Genomic DNA, 14,845 nt, shown 5'->3' with positions numbered 1-14,845 from the left:
GCCGAAAGAGTACAAATGTACTCCATGACGACTTTAACTCCCCGCCGTACCGCCATCCTGACCTTCATCCGCGATCGCATCGCCGAACACGGTCAGCCCCCGAGCCTCGCTGAGATCAGCGAGGCCTTTGGCTTCGCCTCCCGTAGCGTGGCGCGCAAGCACGTGCTGGCGCTGACCGAAGCCGGTTTCATCGAGGTCAATCCGCATCAGGCACGCGGCATCCGCTTATTGAACCAGCCGCCACGGCCCGAGCTGCTGGACGTTCCGGTACTCGGTCGAGTGGCGGCCGGCGCACCGATCGGTGCCGATGCCGAGGTCCACAGCCGCTTGCTGCTCGATCCGTCGATCTTCTCGCGGGTGCCGGATTACCTGCTGCGGGTCCAGGGTGATTCGATGATCGAGGACGGCATTCTCGATGGCGATCTGGTGGGCGTGCGGCGCAATCCCGAGGCGGTCAACGGCCAGATCGTGGTGGCGCGGCTTGACGGCGAAGTCACCATCAAGCGTTTCGAGCGGGTCGGCGATTCTGTTCGCCTGTTACCGCGCAATCCGGCTTACCAGCCGATCATTGTTCGAGCCGATCAGGACCTGGCCATCGAAGGGGTGTTCTGCGGCTTGGTGAGGCAAGGGTGATGGGCGCCGTCGTTGCGCTGGATACGCTGTTCAATGGCGGCCAGGTCTGGAAGGGCCGGCCTGCGCCACCGACCGTCAGCCCGCAACCCACGGGGCATGCGGCGCTGGATGCGGCCTTGCCGAGCGGTGGCTGGCCGGAAGCGGCGTTGAGCGAAATTCTCCTGGCGGGGCAGGGCGTGGGTGAGTTGCAACTGGTGTGGCCAACGCTGGCGCGGTTGTCGGCGGCGGGCGAGCGCATCGTGCTGGTGGCGCCGCCCTACGTGCCGTATCCCCAGGCCTGGCAGAACGCCGGGGTCGATCTGCGGCAACTGTCGATCATCCAGGCCAGCGAACGCGATGCGCTGTGGGCGGCGGAGCAATGCCTGCGTTCGGGCAGTTGCGGGGCGGTGTTGTGCTGGCCGCACAAGGCCGATGACCGGGCGTTGCGCCGTTTGCAGGTGGCGGCGGAAACCGGGCAGACCCTGGCGTTCGCCTATCGCTCGCTCAGTGAAGCCATCAACCCGTCACCAGCGGCCCTGCGCATCGCCATCGACGCCAAACCTGCGCAGTTGCGGGTGCTCAAGTGCCGGGGCGGGCTGGCCCGTTCGGCGCCGATTGCCTTTACCATCGGGCATTGAGGTTGCCATGCGCTGGGTGTGCATTCTCTTCCCGCAATTGGCGCTGGACGCGGTACTGCGTCAGCGTCCCGACCCCGATGAGCCGCTGGCACTGCTGACCGGCCCGGCCCAGCGGCGGGTGCTGCAGGCGGTCAACGGTTCGGCGCGGGCGCTGGGCTTGCGGCCCGGTCAGTCGATGACCGCCGCCCAGGCCCTGAGCAAGGGGTTCGTCACCGCTGAATACGATGCCGCCGAAATCGAACACTGGCAGCAGTTCCTGGCCGCCTGGGCCTATCGGTTCAGCTCCCAGGTCAGCGTGCATTACCCGCGCGCCGTGGTGTTTGAAATCGAATCCAGCCTGGGCTTGTTCGGGCCCTGGCCGCAGTTTGAGGCAAGGCTGCGCACCGAGCTCGCTGAGCTGGGGTTTCGTCACCGGATTGTCGCCGCGCCCAACCCGGTGGCGGCGCGGGTGCTGGCCAACGTTTATGACGGCCTGGTGGTGCCGGACAATGACGCCTTGCAGCATTATCTCGGGCAGTTGCCCGTCGACCGGATCGCCCTGGAGCCCAGCGTTGCCACGGCGTTATCGCGCATGGGGCTGCGCACCTTGAGTCAGGTGCAGGCGTTGCCCCGGCATAGCCTGGCCCGGCGTTTCGAGGCCCAGGTGCTCAAGCATCTGGACAGCCTGTTCGGTGAGCGACGGCTGGCGCTGGCGTTTTACCTGCCGCCGGACCGTTTCGATGTGCGCATCGAGCTCAACTTCGATGTGCAATCCCATCAGGCGTTGTTGTTTCCTTTAAGACGATTGACCGGCGATCTGTCGGCGTTTCTCTGCGGCCGGGACAGCGGTGTGCAACGTTTCGACCTGCATCTGGAACATGCCGGCTTGCCGGACACCGTGATCAAGGTCGGCCTGCTCAGCGCCGAGCGCGATCCGGCGATGCTGTTCGAACTGGCCCGGGGGCGGCTGGAACAGGTTCAGGTCGAAGCCCCGGTGCGCGGTTTTCGTCTACGCGCCGAAGATCTGCCGGCCTTCGTGCCCCAGCGTCAGGAGCTGTTCGACGACCGTCCGCAGCAGTCCTTGCCCTGGGAGCAACTGCGTGAACGCTTGCGCGCACGGCTGGGGGATGACGCGGTGCAGGGCTTGCGCTTCCAGGCTGATCACCGGCCGGAATGCGCGTGGCAGGCCAGTGTCACCAGCCAGGCCTGTGGGGCACTGCCTGCGGTACAACGTCCGGGCTGGTTGCTGACTGAACCGCAGGCGGTACACGAAAGCTCGACGCGCATCCTCATGGGGCCGGAGCGCATCGAGTCCGGCTGGTGGGACGGCGACGACGTGCGCCGCGATTACTACCTGATCGAAACCCGTTCCGGTCAGCAGGGCTGGGCCTATCGGGCGGTGGGCGAAGACGGTCCGTTGTGGCTGCAAGGCTGGTTCGCATGAGCGTCGACTATGCCGAGCTGCACTGCCTGTCGAACTTCAGTTTCCAGCGCGGTGCCTCCAGTGCGCTTGAGCTTTTTCAACGGGCGAAAAAGCAGGGCTATCAGGCGCTGGCGATCACCGACGAATGCACGCTGGCGGGGATCGTCCGTGCCTGGCAGGCGGCCAAGACCGTGGAGTTGCCGCTGATCATCGGCAGCGAAATACGTATCGAAAATGGCCCGAAACTGGTGCTGCTGGTGGAAAACCTCGAGGGTTATCAAGCCCTGTGCCGACTGATCACCCGGGCCAGACGCCGCACGCAGAAAGGCCAGTATCAGGTGCTGCGGGAGGATTTCAGCGAGCCGTTGCCGGGGCTGTTGGCGTTGTGGGCGCCGGACGCCGTCGATGATTTTGCGCAGGGCCATTGGCTGAAGCAGAGCTTCGCCGAGCGCCTGTGGCTGAGCGTGCAGTTACATCGCGGGCAGGATGACCCCCGGCGACTGGCGGCACTGCTGACCCTGGCGCGGGAACTGCGAATCCCGGCAGTGGCCAGCGGCGATGTGCACATGCACGCCCGTGGCCGGCGCGCCTTGCAGGACACCATGACCGCGATTCGTCATCACCTGCCGGTGGCCGAGGCCGGGTTGCGCCTGCATCCCAACGGCGAACGGCATTTGCGCAGCCTCGACGACTTGCGCGATCTCTACCCGCAGGCATTGCTCGACGAGACCCTGAACATCGCCCGGCGCTGTACCTTCGACCTCAGTCAGTTGCGCTATCAATATCCCCGGGAGCTGGTGCCCGACGGTCATACGGCCACGTCCTGGTTGCGGGCATTGGCTGAAAAAGGCATTCGGTGGCGCTGGGAAAAAAGCCCCAAGGCCGAGGTGTTGACGCAGATCGACAAGGAACTGGAGCTGATTGCCGAGCTGGGGTACGAAAGCTACTTCCTGACGGTTCACGACATTGTGAATTTCGCCCGCCAGCAACACATCCTTTGTCAGGGCCGCGGTTCTGCCGCCAACTCGGCGGTGTGCTTCGTGCTGGGGATCACCGAGATCGACCCGGATCGCAGCACGCTGCTGTTCGAGCGGTTTCTCTCCAAAGAGCGCAACGAACCGCCGGACATCGACGTGGATTTCGAGCACGAGCGACGCGAAGAAGTCCTGCAGTATGTCTTCCAGCGTTATGGCCGGAGCCGTGCGGCGCTGACCGCGGTGGTCAGCACTTACCACGGTGCCGGCGCAGTCCGTGACGTGGCCAAGGCACTGGGTTTACCACCGGATCAAGTCAACGCCCTGGCCGATTGTTGCGGGCGCTGGAGTGATCAGGCGCCGCCCGTCGAGCGCCTGCGTGAAGGCGGTTTCGATCCCGACAGCCCGGTGTTGCGCCGGGTGCTGAGCCTGACCCGGCAACTGATCGGTTTTCCCCGGCACCTGTCCCAGCACCCCGGTGGTTTCGTGATTTCCGAGCAGCCTCTGGACAGCCTGGTGCCGGTGGAAAACGCCGCCATGGCCGAGCGCACCATCATCCAGTGGGACAAGGACGATCTGGATGCGGTCGGGCTGCTCAAGGTCGATATTCTGGCGCTGGGCATGCTCAGCGCGATTCGCCGTTGTTTCGATCTGCTGCGTCGGCACCGGGGCCGCGACCTGAGCCTGGCGACGGTGCCGGCCGAAGACCCGCAAACCTACGAGATGATCGGCCATGCGGACACCATCGGGGTGTTCCAGATCGAGTCCCGGGCACAGATGTCGATGTTGCCCAGGCTCAAGCCCAAGAACTTCTACGATCTGGTGATCGAGGTGGCGATCGTTCGTCCGGGACCGATTCAGGGCGGGATGGTGCATCCCTACCTGCGACGGCGTAAGGGCGAAGAAGAGGTGAAATACCCGTCGAAAGAACTTGAAGCGGTGCTCAAGCGTACGCTAGGCGTGCCGCTGTTCCAGGAACAGGTGATGCAGATCGCGATTGTCGCCGCTGACTACAGTCCCGGCGAGGCCGATCAATTACGTCGCTCCATGGCCGCGTGGAAACGCCACGGCGGACTGGAACCGCACAAGGAACGCCTGGCGGACGGCATGAAGAAAAACGGCTACACGGCGGAGTTCGCCGCGCAGATCTTCGAGCAGATCAAAGGCTTCGGCGATTACGGTTTTCCCGAATCCCACGCCGCCAGTTTCGCCTTGCTGACCTACGCCAGTTGCTGGTTGAAATGCCACGAGCCGGCGGCTTTCGCCTGTGCGCTGATCAACAGCTGGCCGATGGGGTTCTACAGCCCGGACCAGATTCTCCAGGACGCCCGCCGCCATCATTTGCAGATTCGCCCCGTGGACGTGCGGGCCAGTGATTGGGATTGCAGCCTGGAACCGATCACCGGCGCACAGCCGGCCATTCGCATGGGGCTGCGGATGATCAAGGGCTTTCGCGAAGACGATGCCCGGCGCATCGAGAGGGCAAGGGCGAAGGGGGCGTTTGCCGACATCGCCGACCTTGGCGAACGGGCACGACTCGATGCTCGCGCCCAGGAACAACTGGCCGATGCCGGTGCACTGCGTGGACTGGCCGGTGACCGGCATCGGGCGCGCTGGGAAGTGGCGGGGGTACAGAAGCAACTCGGTCTGTTTGCCGGTTTGCCAAGCCAGGAAGAGCCGGTGGTGGATCTGCCCAAACCCACCGTGGGCGAGGACCTGCAAGCCGATTACGCCAGTGTCGGCACCACCCTCGGCCCGCATCCGCTGGCGTTGCTGCGGGGGGAACTCAAGGCCCGGCGCTGTCGCAGCTCCAGGGAATTGCTGATGGTCGAGCATGGACGCCCGGTCAGCGTTGCCGGGTTGGTCACCGGTCGGCAGCGCCCGGGGACCGCCAGTGGTGTGACCTTCGTGACCCTTGAAGACGAATTTGGCAACGTCAACGTGGTGGTCTGGCGCGACCTGGCCGAACGGCAACGGCAGGTATTGGTCGGCTCGCAATTGCTCAAGGTCGACGGGCGCTGGGAAAAGGTGGGCGAGGTGCGGCATCTGATTGCCGGACGCTTGAGCGACCTGAGTTCGTTGCTCGACGGTATCCATGTGCGCAGCCGGGATTTCCGTTGAGCCTTGGTGGTGGATAGGTCACCTGGGCAGGAGCAGCTTGTCACAGGGGCCAGTCGAGAATCAGCTATACCTCTATGAAACCATTGGCGTCGGCGGTGCTCGAAACAAACGGGCACGCACCGTCTCCTGATGCCGTTGCACTGCCTGAAGACATGTCATTCACAGGACATAGGCCAGTCGATGCAGTTTCTAGACAATAGCCACGGATGTACCGGCTGGAGCGGCGAAATGGCCGAACGCATTCGCGCCTTCGACTGGAGCCAGACCGAACTCGGGCGCATCGAGACCTGGCCCGGGAGTCTGTGCAGCGCGGTGCGGTTATTGCTCGCTTCACCGCTGCCGATGGTGATGCTGTGGGGCCGACCCGGTTACATGATCTATAACGATGCCTATTCGAGATTTGCCGGTGGGCGTCATCCTTACCTGCTGGGTTCCCCGGTGGAGCTGGGCTGGCCGGAGGTCGCCGAATTCAATCGGCATGTGGTGGACACCTGCCTTGCGGGTGGCACTTTGTCCTATCACAACAAAGCACTGGTGCTGCTGCGCGATGGCATGCCCGAAGACGTCTGGATGGACCTTTACTACAGCCCGGTCGCCAATGATGAAGGGGCCCCGGCCGGGGTCATGGCGATGGTGGTTGAAACCACTGACCATGTGATTTCCGAACGCCGACGCCAGGAAGCCGAAAACGCCTATCGCGCCGACAATGAAAGGGTTCGCCTGGCCCTCAATGCCGGGGCTTTGCTCGGCTCGTTCGTCTGGGACATCAAGGCTGATGTGTTGTCTGCCGACGAACGATTCGCCCGCACGTTTTCCTACCCGCCCGATCAGGACCTGGCCAACCTGTCACCGATCATCGCTCAAATGCAGATTCATCCCGACGACCGCAGTTGGGTTCAGGAGCGGATCAACCAATCGGTGGAAACCGGCATGCCCTATAACGCCGAATATCGGGTTCTGCGTCCCGATGGCAGTTACTTGTGGGTGCTCGCCAGCGGCTGTTGCGAGTTCAACAGGCAAGGTGAACCGTTCCGCTTTCCCGGGGTGTTGATCGACATCCATGAACGCAAGATTGCCGAAGAGTCCTTGCTCAAGTTCACCCGCAACCTGGAGCAGCGAGTCGCTGATGAAGTCGAAGCGCGGCTAGCCGCAGAAGAGCAATTGCGTCAATCACAGAAGCTTGAAGCCATTGGTGGTCTCACCGGTGGCGTGGCCCATGACTTCAATAACCTGTTGCAGGTGATCGCCGGCAACCTGCACTTGCTGGCGCGTCACGAGCCGGATAACGCCAACGTGCAACGCCGGGTCAGCGCGTCGATTGCCGCAGTCGAGCGCGGGGCCAAACTGTCTTCGCAGCTGCTCGCCTTTGCCCGTCGTCAGCCCTTGTCGCCGGAAGTGTGCGATCCACGGCAGATTTTCGAAGGCCTGGGAGAATTGCTGCAGCGGGCGCTGGGGGAAATCTTTCAGATCGACGTGACGACGCCTGACGATCCATGGCATCTGTACGTGGATCGCAATCAACTGGAAAACGCCATTCTCAACCTTGCGATCAACGCCCGAGATGCGATGAACGGCGAGGGGACCATTGCCCTGAGCGCCGAGAACGCCGTCCTCGACCGCAAGTTTTGCGCAGGAAAGGGTATCGTCGCCGGCGACTATGTTTGCGTAACGGTGGCTGACTCGGGTGTCGGTATGTCGCCGCAAGTGCTCGCACAGGCCTTCGAGCCGTTTTTCACCACCAAGGCTGATGGCCAAGGCACCGGCCTGGGTTTGAGCATGGTGTTCGGTTTCGTCAAACAGAGCGGCGGGCATATCGAGATTTCCAGCGTCATCGGGCAAGGCACTCGGGTGCAGCTGTATTTCCCTCGCAGCTTGCGCCCGTTGCCCGGTGAAACAACGCGCCATGATCCGCAGCACCGGGGCGGACATGAAACCATTCTGGTGGTCGAGGACAACGAAGCGGTGCGCGGCTCGGCGGTGGACTTATTGCGCGAAGAGGGCTATCAGGTCCTGACTGCGGCCAACGGTGACCTGGCGATGCAGATGTTGCTGGACGGCGCGACAGTGGACCTGATTTTCACCGACGTGGTCATGCCCGGCTTGATCAAAAGCTCGGACCTGGCTGCCTGGGCCAAGGTGCAGAATCCTCCGGTGGCCGTGCTGTTCACCTCCGGCCATACCCGCGACATCATTTCGCGCAATCACCAACTCAGTTCCGATACTTATCTGCTGAGCAAGCCTTATGGTCCTGAAGCCCTATTGCGCATGATCCGCAGCGTGCTGGGTGGCTGATTCTATTGTGGCGAGGGACACAATCCATGGGGGAGCGAGCCTGCTCGCTCCCCCAGAGTTCCGCGCCCTGACCGGTATCAAGGCGTGGGCTTATTTATCGGGATGAGCCGCCTGGAGTTTTTTCGCCATCTCCAGGTGCTTTTCCAGCGCCGGCAACATTTTTTGCGCGAACGCCTTGAGCTCGGTGGCGCCCTTGACTCTATCGTCTGTCACCGTATTGGCTTCTTTCTTGAACCGCTCAATGGTTTCTTCGTGGGCCTTCACTTGATTGTTGGCATAAGCCGCGTCGAAGGATTCATCGCGCAGATCAAGAATTTTCTCCTTGGCCTGTTTGACCAGCGTCGTCGAGTCCGGCACTTCAATGTCATGTTTTTTCGCCAATGCCGCCAGTTCTTCGTTGGCCTTGGAATGATCGGTGATCATCATCTTGGCGAACGCCTTGATGTCGGCCGATGAGCTTTTTTCCAGGGCCAGTTTGCTGGTCTCGACTTCCGCAATGCCACCTGCGGCTGCGTCATCGACAAAGTCGTTGGAGGTGGCGGCAAAAGCCGTGCCCATACCGGTGCTCAAGGCTACGGCCAAGGCGAGGTGGCGCAGGGTGAATCCGTCCATTGATCATTCTCCACTCAGGTTTTTACGGGCGATCCAGATGATCGTTATTCAATGGAGGCGGGCGCTTGGGCAAAGGTTTTATCGCGTTTGCGACAGGACGACGAACGGGCACCGCTGGTCTGATAGACGGTCGACAGAACCGGGTAAGCGAGGCCATTCTGATAATTGGCGAACGCCATCGATCACGTTTGCCACCGATTAACAAACGGAGGTGTTCCATGCCGGTGACCCATGACCTTTATCAGGACTTGCGCTGCACGAAGGAAGAGATCCAGCAAAAACGCACCAAGGATCCGTTACTGGATTCACTGCTCAACAAGTACTCCCAGACGGACGCAGAGGTGTTGAAGGCCGAGTCCGCACAATCGGATGCGCCCAGCGATGAAGCACTGAAGAAGCTCAAGGAGAAGCGTGTGCAGGTCAAGAAGAAGATCGTTGAGCGACTTAAGACGCCGTCCTGAGACGCTATGCAGCATCACCGATGACCGGTGACTGAAAAATTGGAACGGGGATCAATACCGGCACCTCGAATGATCAGAGTCTGACGTAACGGCTCCATGCGAGGTGCCCCATGCCCCACCCAGCCTTTCCCCATAAAGAAAAGTACCCCAGCGAAGAACAGGGTGGCTACGACCCGATCCCGACCCATCCCGAACCCTTGAGCCCGGGGCGCACCACCGTCAACCCCGAGGATGAACCGGGCATTGATGAATTGCCGGACGATGAGGACGTAACGCCCCTGAAGCAGGATGACGTCACTGATATCGACCCGAAGCGAGTGCGCGAAGAGACCGATAACAGTGCGCGATGACGACAAGGATCCGGAGTGATTGCAAATCGCCCGGGCAACCACAATCCAATGTGGGAGCGGGCTTGCTCGCGAAGGCGATGGCACAGTCAACATTGATGTTGCCTGACACACCGCTTTCGCGAGCAAGCCCGCTCCCACAATGTGATCACCGTTATAGCTGCAATGCCGTACTCAACGGCAATCGCGCCATGTGCCGCGCTTTCAGCGAACCCAGATACAGCCAATCCCCATACTCGCGCACGGTAGTGATGGGTGAGTAGTTGCCGCTGCTGGCGTCCTGCAGATTGGCAATCACTTTACCGTCAAGATCCAGGCCGAGGGCAAAGGCGCGTTTCTCCACCGGTTTGGGCAGCACGGTCAGGGCACGTGCGATCATCTTGCGTACCAGGGGGTAGGGGGCCGTGGTGTCGAGCAGTGCATTGCGCGGCGCATACAGCGCCACCCAGAAGCGGTCGCGGCCATTGAATGCCAGGTTGTCCGGCAGCCCCGGCAAATTGTCGATGAACAGGTCGTGGGTGCCGGCTTTCGGCCCGGTCAGCCAATAGCGGCTGATGCGATAGGCGCCGGTTTCATTGACCAGTACAAACGCGTCGTCAGGCCCCAGGGTCACGCCGTTGGCGAATTCCAGTTTGTCCAGCAGGACCGCCGTCTTGCCGGTCTGGAAGTCATAACGCAGCAAACGGCCATCGCCGCCGTGCTCGATGATCGCCTCGCCATCCTTGCCATAACCCCAACGGCTGGAAGCATCGCTGAAATAGGCGTAATGCCCGGACTTGTCGATGGCCACGTCATCGGTAAAGCCGAAGGGCACGTTGTTGGCCGTGGTGGTCAATGCAATCAACCGGCCCTGAGCGTCGAGCGACAGCAAACCCTTGATGCCGTCGGCGACTACCAGCAAACCATTGGGATGCCGCGCCAGGCCCAACGGCCTGCCGCCGGTATCGGCCAGCACCTGGGTGGTTTTGCCGTCGAGGCTGGTGCGAATCAACCGCCCGTCATGCAAACCGGTGATGAGGACGTTTTCCTCCAGCAGCAACGCCTCCGGGCCGTCGATGTCAGCGGGGCCGACACGTTCCACGCCTTTGAGTCGTTGATTATCGGCGTAGATACCCTCGACGAGGGAGGGCGCCAGTGGCGGTGTCCAGGCCACCGGTTGAACCTTGGTCGGCAATAACAACAGCAAGGCGCCAATCACAATGATCAGCAGCAACAATACATGCCGAAACTTGAGGACTCTTTTCATGCGCCGATTCCTGCCGGGGCCAGATGTTTTTGCGCCATTTCTTGTAACGCCAGCATCGACTCCGCCGATTCATGTTCGATGCGCCGCTTGAACAACAGTCGATTGGCGATGCGCATGGCCGGGCTGCTGAAGCCATACTCCAGGGTCCGGACAAACCGCGTGCCATCGCCCGCAGCCTCGCACTCGTAAGTCACCACCAACGACAGACCATGATCGCCCCGGGCCCGAGCGCTCCAGCGGCGACCGGGCAGGTATTCGTCGACCTCCCAGCTCAAATGCCCCTCACGCCCGCCGGCCCGAATATCTTCCTCGAACCGCGCTCCGGCATACAAAGGACCGCTCTGACCGTCGACCTTGAGGGAGGACAGATGCCACTGCGGCCAATGGGTCGCGGTGCTGGCGTAGGCGAGCACAGCCACTGGGTTTCCAGCGATGTCGATCACATGCTGCATACGGGTCATGGACGTGCTCGTCAGGTGCGGGGGCGCTTGCTCCGGTTCCCAGTAGAGGGTGCCGAACAGGTAGTCCATCAGGGGCAACACGATATTGAAATTGCGCTCCTGCATCAGCTCACGACGGTGATGTAGCTCATGCAGACGGCGCATCTGGCGGATCCACGGCAAACGCGTCACCGGGTTGCCGGGCGGTAGATGTTCGCAGGCATGGAACACCTCGTAGGTCAGGTAACCGAGCACCATGCAGCCGCCAAACAGCCCCGCGACGTTGCTATTGAGCTGAGCCAGCAACCACCAGGCAGGCCCCGTGATGACGAGGGTGTGCAACACGATCAGCCAGGCCGGAAACAGAATCACCCGCCAGTCGCGGGCGCTGTCGTAGGTCATGTGGCCGGGGGTGAAAAAGCTGTGATGGTCACCGGTGTGACGGTCATAGAACATCCGCGCCAGGCGCTTTTTATGATGCCCCAGATGCCGATGCACGACGTACACGCCGAAGTTGAAAAACAACAGGGTCAGCGGCACCGCCATCCATTCCAGCGGTTGCACCTGATGCACCGTGCGCCAGAATCCGCCGATGGCCAGCAACCCGAACAGCAACACAAAGGCGCCGTGCAACCAAGGGTTGTAGAGCGGATGAATGTCGGCACGGTAGCGCGCGCGGAACGCTTCGGTGGTCTGCCTCACTGAGGTCACCTGTGGTTATCGTTATAACCAGCAGATTAGTCGATCCCGCCGCACAGGCGGGCTGAACTTGAGGACACAAATGCCATGCTCCGGTGCAGGGCGTCTGTTTAGCGTCAGGTCAACGGGTTCCAGCGCTGGGACCAGTCGTCATCGGTCTTGATCACTTCACGCAGCAGGTCGAACGCCTGTTGCAGGGTCGCCGAGTCGCGGTCTCGGGAGTAAACCAGGTAGGTCGGATAGCTGAACTCCGGGGCTTTGGGCACTTGCTCCAGCAAGCCGCTTTCCAGGTAGCTATTGACCACGCGGGTACGGAAATAGCCGCTGCCGCCGTTTTCCAGGATGTACTGCAAGGCCAGCGGGCCGAGATTGAAACTCAAGGCCGCCTTGGCTTTTTCCGGCAGCGCGGCATCGTGCTGACGACGGAAGTCCGGGCCCCAGTCGATGTACACGTAAGGATCGGGCCGTCCGGCCAGGCGTACCAGGATCAGCTTTTCTTCCAGCACTTGCTCGACTTGCAGGCGCGGCCAGTACTCCGGCTGATAGACCAGCGCCGCATCCAGCACCCCCAGTTCCAGTTGGCGCAGCAGGTTTTCGCCGTCGCGGATTTCCATGCGCAGGGCATGGCTGGGGATTTTCTCGCGCAGCTCGCCGGCCCAACTGAGCATCAACGGGTTGCACAGGCTGACTTCGCCGCCAATGTGCAACACATCGCGGTAACCCTCGGGCAGCGGCAAGTCCCGGCGCGCCGCTTCCCAGGTCTGCACCAGTTGATTGGCGTAAACCACAAAGGCCTCACCGTTCGGCGTCAGGCGCGCACCGGCGCGGTTGCGCACGAACAGCGTGCTGCCCAACTGACTTTCGAGCTTCTGCACCCGGGCGGTGATCGCGGTCTGGGTAACGTGCAGCTTTTCAGCCGCCGCGGCCAGGCTGCCGTGACGGACGATTTCCAGAAAGGTGCGGGCGAGGTCGATGTCCATGGGCAGGCCGATGTGGGAGATGCGGGCATTGTAAGAGCAGCCATGGCCTTCCGATACCGCGTTATCGTTCTTCGCGAGCAAGCCCGCTCCCACATTCGATCTACGGTGTGACAAATATCCTTGTCCGACACCAATCCAATGTGGGAGCGGGCTTGCTCGCGAAGAGGCCCTGTCAGACACCGCAAATCAATCGGCTAATTCAACATCCCGAACAACCGCCCAATCGGCCACCAACCGCTGCGGCGTGCCACACGCTTTGCGCTTGAACACAAAATTTCTGCACTTCTCGGCGAATTGTTTGCGGTTCTGCACCATGTCCTGATGCATTTCTTCCAGCTCGGCATTGCGGCAGTGCTGCATCAGTTGAGGATCGAGCTGGCTTTTGCGCTCACGTATCGCTTGGTACGCCGGATCACTCAACGCACCATTGGCCCGCTGCAACAACCAAAGACCAAACTCATCCGGGCAGCGCGGACCGATTTCCTGGACCATGCCCAATTGCAAGGCCTGGAGGGCGCTGATCGGCAGGCAGTCTTCAGTGAGTTTTTCCGCCATTGCCGGGCCGACGGCGCGGGGCAGGCTGTAGGTCCAGTATTCGGAGCCGTACAGGCCCATGGTCTTGTAATGGGGGTTGAGCACGATGTCGGAGCGGGCGAAGACGATGTCGGCAGCCAGCGCCAGCATCACGCCGCCGGCCCCGGCATTGCCGGTCAGGCCACTGACCACCAGTTGCCGGGCGCTGAGCAATTCCTGGCAGACGTCGTCAATCGCCTGAATATTGGCCCAGGCTTCGAGTCCCGGAACCGCTGCGGCTTGAATCACATTGAGGTGCACGCCGTTGGAGAAACTGCCGCGTCCACCCTTGATCAACAGCACTTGGGTGTCCCGGGACTTGGCCCAGCGCAGAGCCTCCACCAGTCGCTGGCACTGTTCGGTGCTCATGGCGCCATTGTAAAACTCGAAGGTCAGCTCGCCGACATGCCCCGACTCGCGATAGCGGATCGGTTGATAGCCTTCGGTATTAAAAGGCTGAGAGACGATCGACCAATCCAGCGTTGGCACCTGTGTCAGCTGTTCGGCGAGCACATGCCGAGCCGGACGTTTGAAGGTTTCTTCGCCGGGCTGGGGTTTGCGTCGCAGCGAACCGATCCACAGGCTGTGATCACCGGTCGCCACCAGTACCGCATCGTCGTGCACCGCGAGAATCTGCCCCGGCGTGCCGCTGCGCGAATCCAGATGAGCGTCATACAGATAGTACTGACCGCCGGCCAGACTGGCCAATACACCGGGTTGGCCGTCGGCGGCATCGATGTAGCGTTTGATGAAGTGTGAGCTGTCGTGCCAGCTGAAGGAACGGTCGGCTTGCTTCATGTTCGGCTGCAAGCGGCCAATCACATGGCGTTGGCTGTAGTCCAAAGGCACTGGCTCGAAACCGTCGATAAACTTTTCTACGACTTCGCGGATGCAGGCGATCGCCGCGTCGCTGACGCGCCCGTTGTACAACTCGGATTTGCGCAGACCCTGGGGCAGGTTGAATTCACAGGTGGCCCAGACCGGTCCGGCATCCATTTCCTCCACCGCTTGCAACGCAGTCACACCCCAGCGGCTGAGCTCTCGGGTGATCGCCCAGTCCAGCGCACTGGCGCCACGGTCGCCGACAATGCCCGGATGAATGATCACCACAGGGCGCTTGAGGTTGCTCCACAGTTGCTGCGGTACCCGGTCCTTGAGAAACGGGCAGATCACCAGGTCGGCGCCGGCGTGTTCGATCTGCTCGCACACCGCGTCTTCATCGGTGAACAGCACCACGCTGGGCGAGTGACCGGCCTGACGCAAATCCAGCCAGGCCCGCTGGGTCAGGCCGTTGAATGCCGATGCCAGCAGAATGATTTTCAATGACCGCATGATTGACTCTTCCTTGAGAATGATCGGCCGCAGGCTCCCAATGAGCCGTCCTTGGCCTTCGATGGAAGCGCGATAGTAAAGAGTGTGCGGTGGCGAACAAGTGATCGAGATCAAGC

The 14,845-nt window shown here is 61.7% G+C and carries 12 protein-coding genes; 7 read left to right on the top strand and 5 right to left on the bottom strand.

Annotated elements, in window-relative coordinates; genetic code table 11:
* Positions 1–15 precede the first annotated feature (15 nt).
* The 5 genes from lexA to PSH64_RS17325 all read left to right on the top strand — a co-directional run bounded on the left by lexA (position 16) and on the right by PSH64_RS17325 (position 8,039).
* Positions 16–633 carry a transcriptional repressor LexA gene (gene lexA, locus PSH64_RS17345; protein WP_105341247.1) on the top strand — a complete coding sequence of 206 codons (618 nt, stop codon included), beginning with the start codon at positions 16–18 and terminating at the stop codon, positions 631–633.
* On the top strand, positions 633–1,250 hold the full coding sequence (imuA, locus tag PSH64_RS17340; protein ID WP_305477934.1) for a translesion DNA synthesis-associated protein ImuA: 618 nt from the start codon (positions 633–635) through the stop codon (positions 1,248–1,250). Before lexA ends, imuA begins: the two co-directional genes overlap by 1 nt.
* Before the next feature lie 7 nt (positions 1,251–1,257).
* Complete coding sequence (locus PSH64_RS17335) at positions 1,258–2,673, top strand: DNA polymerase Y family protein (protein WP_305477933.1); 1,416 nt, start codon at positions 1,258–1,260, stop codon at positions 2,671–2,673.
* Entirely contained in the window at positions 2,649–5,747 is a 3,099-nt protein-coding gene (locus PSH64_RS17330; protein ID WP_305477932.1) for an error-prone DNA polymerase, read from the top strand. Before PSH64_RS17335 ends, PSH64_RS17330 begins: the two co-directional genes overlap by 25 nt.
* Positions 5,748–5,927: 180 nt before the next feature.
* Complete coding sequence (locus tag PSH64_RS17325; RefSeq protein WP_105341237.1) at positions 5,928–8,039, top strand: PAS domain-containing sensor histidine kinase; 2,112 nt, start codon at positions 5,928–5,930, stop codon at positions 8,037–8,039.
* A gap of 90 nt (positions 8,040–8,129) precedes the next feature.
* Here PSH64_RS17325 and PSH64_RS17320 read toward each other — a convergent pair whose 3' ends face one another.
* A complete protein-coding gene (locus tag PSH64_RS17320; RefSeq protein ID WP_105341235.1) occupies positions 8,130–8,651 on the bottom strand; it encodes a DUF4142 domain-containing protein in 522 nt (173 codons plus the stop codon).
* 218 nt (positions 8,652–8,869) lie between these two features.
* Between PSH64_RS17320 and PSH64_RS17315 the strand changes: the two genes are divergently transcribed.
* Both PSH64_RS17315 and PSH64_RS17310 read left to right on the top strand, forming a co-directional pair.
* Entirely contained in the window at positions 8,870–9,112 is a 243-nt protein-coding gene (locus PSH64_RS17315) for a hypothetical protein (RefSeq protein WP_105341233.1), read from the top strand.
* Positions 9,113–9,222: 110 nt separating this feature from the next.
* A complete protein-coding gene (locus PSH64_RS17310; protein WP_305477931.1) occupies positions 9,223–9,462 on the top strand; it encodes a hypothetical protein in 240 nt (79 codons plus the stop codon).
* 151 nt (positions 9,463–9,613) lie between these two features.
* Here the strand turns inward: PSH64_RS17310 and PSH64_RS17305 are convergent, their stop codons facing one another.
* From PSH64_RS17305 to PSH64_RS17290, 4 genes are all read right to left on the bottom strand, one after another.
* On the bottom strand, positions 9,614–10,705 hold the full coding sequence (locus PSH64_RS17305) for an SMP-30/gluconolactonase/LRE family protein (protein WP_305477930.1): 1,092 nt from the start codon (positions 10,703–10,705) through the stop codon (positions 9,614–9,616).
* Positions 10,702–11,847: an SRPBCC family protein gene (locus PSH64_RS17300; protein WP_305477929.1), complete on the bottom strand. Its 1,146-nt coding sequence runs from the start codon at positions 11,845–11,847 to the stop codon at positions 10,702–10,704. Before PSH64_RS17300 ends, PSH64_RS17305 begins: the two co-directional genes overlap by 4 nt.
* 113 nt (positions 11,848–11,960) lie before the next feature.
* On the bottom strand, positions 11,961–12,824 hold the full coding sequence (locus tag PSH64_RS17295; RefSeq protein ID WP_105341563.1) for a LysR family transcriptional regulator: 864 nt from the start codon (positions 12,822–12,824) through the stop codon (positions 11,961–11,963).
* Between the two features lie 186 nt (positions 12,825–13,010).
* Positions 13,011–14,729 carry a hydrogenase maturation protein gene (locus tag PSH64_RS17290; protein ID WP_305477928.1) on the bottom strand — a complete coding sequence of 573 codons (1,719 nt, stop codon included), beginning with the start codon at positions 14,727–14,729 and terminating at the stop codon, positions 13,011–13,013.
* Between the last annotated feature and the right edge of the window lie 116 nt (positions 14,730–14,845).

Origin of the sequence: Pseudomonas sp. FP1742, from assembly GCF_030687145.1 — a bacterium.
Lineage (GTDB): Bacteria > Pseudomonadota > Gammaproteobacteria > Pseudomonadales > Pseudomonadaceae > Aquipseudomonas > Aquipseudomonas frederiksbergensis_D.
The sequence above is the reverse complement of the archived record's forward strand: the minus strand, read 5'-3'. Positions and strand labels throughout refer to the sequence as shown.